This is a genomic window from Deltaproteobacteria bacterium (assembly GCA_011773515.1).
Taxonomy (GTDB): domain Bacteria; phylum Desulfobacterota; class Deferrimicrobia; order J040; family J040; genus WVXK01.
Genome location: WVXK01000075.1, coordinates 8,474 through 13,066, shown reverse-complemented (window position 1 = coordinate 13,066; position 4,593 = coordinate 8,474). Strand labels below are relative to the sequence as shown.

Sequence of the window (4,593 nt, the reverse complement as noted above, 5' to 3'; positions counted from 1 at the left end):
TCACAGACATCTTCCATGAAGGAGACGCCCTTTCCCATGGTCGTGACGGCGACGATCGCGTACGGCGCGCTCTCGTCGGCTGTGGCCACGTGCAACGAACGGTAGATCTGGGAGACATCGTGCCCGTCTATTTCCAGGACCCTCCAGCCATCTGACGCGAAATTTTCCCTTACGTTCTGAGGCATTATTTCCTCGATCCTCCCGGAGATCTGCAGCCCGTTGTAATCGATGAGGACCGTAAGGCCCGTCAGGCCGTATTTCACGGCAAAGCGCCGCGCCTCGGACACCTGTCCTTTCTGCTGCTCGCCGTCCCCCATCACGACGAACACGTGGTTCTCCCGCTTGAAGAGCTTCGCCGCCAGGGCAAATGCACAGCCCGCAGATAGGCCCTGTCCGAGATTTCCCGTCGACCACTCTATACCGGGGAGGTTCCTTTCGATGTGCCCTTCGAATGGGGAACCCGTCTTCCTGAAGAAGGCTATCGCGTAGTCCAGGGGGAAGAAGCCGAGCCTCCCGAGGGCAGCGTAGACGCCGGGGGATGTGTGGCCGTGGCTCACCACGATCCTGTCACGGTCCTCGTCGAAGGGGCTCTCGGGTGAAACGTTCGCCAGAAACATGAGGGTCATGAACATCTCTATCGAAGACATGGAGCCACCGGGATGCCCCGAGCCGGCGAGCGTCGTCATCCTGAGGATATCGCCCCGTGCGGCCCTGCAGTACTCCTCGATCATCGCCCTCACCTCACCCGAGACGTCCGGCGCCTTGAAACCCCTGTTCAGTGCACGATTCATTTTTCAAAATCCTTCCCTTGATTAATTGAGAAACAGGAACGTAACCTTTTTAACACAATAGCCGTTGCTGAAAAAGAGAAAAAAGGGAAAGAGGGAAAAAGCCGCTGGGGTGGGTGAAATTCTCCATCTTGACGCCCAACCGCCCCTGTGTAAGCATTTAACTATAGCATAAAACGCTGCCGAGGAGGAGTCATGGAGAGACAATTCCATCAGTTCCTCAAGATAGCTTTGATCGGGTTGACCCTTGCCCTCACATACGCCTGCGGCCCCCAGATCCAGACGACGGTCGACACGGGAGGGCCGACGGTCCAGGAAACCATCACCTACGAGGGGCCAAAAGCCCGGATCGGCGTTCCCCGCTTCGACTGCAAAGCGGAGAAGTGCGGGGGCGACATCGGCTTCGGGCTTTCCGACATGCTGAGCACGGCCCTCTTCAAAAGCGGGCGCTTCGTCGTCCTGGAGCGCGGCGAGGGCCTGAGCGAGGTCCAGAGGGAACTCGATCTGAGCGAAAGCGGATACGTGGACAAGAGCAAGGCCCCCCGGAAAGGCTTGATGGAGGGTGCCGACGTGCTCGTAATGGGGGCGATCACCGCGTTTGAACCGAAGGCCTCGGGCACCCGGGCCGGGGGTGTGGTCGTGCCCTTCAACGTTCCCCTGCTCGGCGGCGTGGCGGTGAAGAAGGACGAGGCCTACATTGCCGCCGACATCCGCCTCGTGGACGTGAGAACCGGCCGGATCATCAACGCCACCACCGTCGAGGGACTGGCCTCCCGGTACAAGGTCGGTGGCATCGGCGGCTTCATCGCGGGAACGGTGGCGCTCGGAGCCGGTTTTTCCACCTACAAGAACACCCCCATGGAAAAGGCCGTCCGGGTAATGCTCGATAACGCGATCAATGANNTCAATGAAATCGCAAAGCTCGTCCCCCCGGATTACTACCGCTACGACAGCAGGGGCCAGGAAGTCTCGGCGTACCGGCCGCACTACCCGGCGGGCGCAGGCAGGCAGGAGGTGGCCGCGAAGGGTCCTTCCCCTGCCCCCGGCGTCATCAGCGGGTCGCGCTTCATCCCGGGAAGGGAGGAGGTGTTTTCCGAAAACTTCTCTTCCTACGATATCGGCGACATACCCCGCACGATCACCGTAAAATCGGGGCAGATCGAGGTGGCCGAGTTTTCCGACAGCAAGTGGCTCAGATGCCTGAGCGATGTCCGCCTGGCCAAGGCACTCGACCTCTCCCGGGATTTCTCGATCGAGTACACGGTGTACAAGCCACAGGGTGCGCCGAGCATGAACTTTTACATCGGTGCAGACAGGGATTCGCCGGAGCGGCTCTCCTGGAAAGAGGATGTCACGTGGAAAGGCAACAGGATAACCGCGTACCGCGTGGAAACGGGGCAGACACACTCCTTCGCAATAGAGAAAAGAAACGGAAACCTCAGGGTATTCGTGGACGACAACCTGCTGGTGAACGAACCCGCTGCTTCCGGCAAAGCCGGGAAAAGGGACGGGTTTCTCTTCGAGGCGGAAAACGTAAACGTCAGCCGCGGCGACGAGCTGCTCATAACGGACCTTTCGGTCGCCTACTACTGAGATGTCCTAGAGCCCGCTCTGCTTGAACAATTCGCAGGTCCCCTTTGATCCAATCGCGTCCCGCATCCTCTCGAGGGCGACGATATACGCCGCCGTTTTCAGGGTGACCCCCTTCCCCTGAACACCTGCAGGGATCCGCCGTCCATCCTCACGGGGATCGATACCATGGTGGTTCTCTTGGGATGTTTGAGTCGTTCGACGATTTCTGAGGATATCTCGATGTGAGACGAGGCCAGATCGAGCCGGCTCAGGGCATCGCGGAAAACAGACTTCTCACCGGGACCTCCCGTATCCATTTTCCCCCTATCCCCCCTCACCGCATGATCATGTCCCGCAGCTCCTTCTCCGCCCCCTCGAGAAGGTCGTTGATGATCTCCTGGACCGTCTGCTCCTTTTTCACGAATGCCACAGACTGGCCCGCCATGAGGGATCCCGTTTCCACGTCACCATCGTGAACGGCCCTTCTCAGCGCACCTACCCAGAACTCCTCCAGCTTCCACTGTGCCTCTTCCCTCGTTATCTTTCCGCTCTTGAGCTCCTTCAGCAGCTGTAACTGAAGATCGTTGAATTCCTGCGTTCCCTTGTTGACGATGGCCCTGACGGGGATAACCGGGAGGGACGGGTCGAACTGGACCGTCGGGATGGCATCCCTGGCAGCCGCCTTTATGAACGCCTCCTTGAACCTGGGATGGGCGATGCACTCCCGGGCAGCGACGAATCTCGTCCCGAGCTGGGCACCCGATGCTCCCATGAAGAGGTAGGAGGCGATCATCTCACCCGTTCCGATGCCACCTGCAACGAAAACGGGCACATCCTCCAGGGAGGGGAGGAACTCCTGCGCGAGCACGGAAGTCGAGACGGGACCGATGTGGCCTCCCGCCTCGTGGCCTTCGATTATGAGGGCGTCGATACCCTGCCTCAGGAGTCTCCTGGCGAGCGAAAGGATGGGGGCGAAACAGACCATCTTCCTCCCCGCCTCCTTGATCCGCCTGATATCGGTCCCCGATGGAATAGCGCCGGCGAAAAAGACATATTCCACATCCATGTCCAGGACGACCTCGATGTGCTTCTGAAAGTTGGGGGCAATCGTTATCATATTGACGCCAAAGGGGTAATCCGTTTTTTTCCTCGTCTTCTCTATCTCGTCTGCCAGGAGCTCCGGCGGCATGTTGCCCCCCGCGAGGACACCGAAACCCCCCGCATTCGAAACGGCCGCTACGAGGTTCGATTCGCTCACCCAGGTCATCGCCCCGCAGAGTATCCCGTACCTGACGCCGAGAAAATCAGTCCCCCGTTTCCAGAACCGTGGAAGATACTGTAACGTCTCCAATGGGGCCTCCCCTCTTGCTGATCGAAAATTTTCTCAGTAAGAATACCACAAGTGACTCTATTTTTTAACCAAATTCCTTACCCTACGCCCTCCGATGGATGTGCAGGGGGCCCGCGCGGCGGGATTCGGAGCCCCTGCCCCGTGGCAGGCCGGAACGGGGCGTGGCAGCAAAAAACCGCTTCCCCTTTTACCCGGAAGGTTCTCACATGGCCTGTCCTCTTACCCTTCGGCCTTCAGCTTCCGAAGCTCCTCGATCAGCTCGGGGACGGCCTTGAAGAGGTCGGCCACGAGACCGAAATCCGCCATCTGGAATATGGGCGCCTCCTCATCCTTGTTGATCGCCACGATTACCCGGGAATCCTTCATGCCCGCCAGGTGCTGGATGGCACCGGAAATACCCACGGCGATGTAGAGCTCCGGGGCCACGATCTTTCCCGTCTGCCCCACCTGCCAGTCATTCGGGGCCCACCCGGCGTCGACCGCCGCGCGGGATGTCCCGATGGCAGCATCCAGCAGGTCTGCCAGCTCCTCTATGAGTTTGAAGTTCTCGGCCGATTTCACCCCCCGTCCACCCGACACGACAACGCGCGCTTCCGTCAGCTCGGGACGCTCGGACTCCGTGGCCTCCATGGACAGAAAAGCGGTCCTGAGGGAGTCTTTGTCCACGGAGACATCCAGCGTTTCGACGGGGGCGGACCCTTGCTCCGGGGCCGCATCGAAGGCCGTCTGCCGCACCGTTATGAGCTTCGGGTCTCCGGAGAGCACGACCGTTGCGACGGCGTTGCCCGCGTACATGGGCCGCTTTATCAGCAGCCCCTCCTCCCCCGCAATGAGCGCCTCGATATCCGAGGCCATCGGGGCATCCAGGAGGCCCGCAACGCG

At 60.0% G+C, this 4,593-nt stretch carries 4 protein-coding genes and 1 pseudogene (1 of these 5 running past the window's edge); 1 reads left to right on the top strand and 4 read right to left on the bottom strand.

Annotation, left to right across the window (positions count from 1 at the left end):
- Positions 1–731: pseudogene (locus GTN70_08570) on the bottom strand (transketolase); it reaches 1,112 nt to the left of the window's first position.
- 252 nt (positions 732–983) lie between these two features.
- Here GTN70_08570 and GTN70_08565 point away from each other — a divergent pair.
- The gene (locus GTN70_08565) at positions 984–2,381 is read left to right on the top strand and encodes a hypothetical protein (protein ID NIO17036.1); all 1,398 of its coding nucleotides are present in this window, start codon (positions 984–986) and stop codon (positions 2,379–2,381) included.
- A 98-nt stretch (positions 2,382–2,479) separates the two neighbouring features.
- On the opposite strand, the gene GTN70_08560 is transcribed toward GTN70_08565, so the two are convergent.
- From GTN70_08560 to GTN70_08550, 3 genes are all read right to left on the bottom strand, one after another.
- On the bottom strand, positions 2,480–2,677 hold the full coding sequence (locus GTN70_08560; protein ID NIO17035.1) for a hypothetical protein: 198 nt from the start codon (positions 2,675–2,677) through the stop codon (positions 2,480–2,482).
- A 17-nt stretch (positions 2,678–2,694) separates the two neighbouring features.
- Positions 2,695–3,627, bottom strand: coding sequence for a 2-nitropropane dioxygenase (locus GTN70_08555; GenBank protein ID NIO17034.1), 933 nt, complete (start codon positions 3,625–3,627; stop codon positions 2,695–2,697).
- A 303-nt stretch (positions 3,628–3,930) separates the two neighbouring features.
- Positions 3,931–4,593: electron transfer flavoprotein subunit alpha/FixB family protein (locus GTN70_08550; protein NIO17033.1), on the bottom strand; the 663-nt coding region annotated here is incomplete at its 5' end.

Bases quoted from the DNA above. Each gene is read 5' to 3' on its own strand.
- GTN70_08560 (NIO17035.1), bottom strand. From the start codon at position 2,677: ATGGATACGGGAGGTCCCGGTGAGAAGTCTGTTTTCCGCGATGCCCTG.
- GTN70_08555 (NIO17034.1), bottom strand. From the start codon at position 3,627: ATGACCTGGGTGAGCGAATCGAACCTCGTAGCGGCCGTTTCGAATGCG.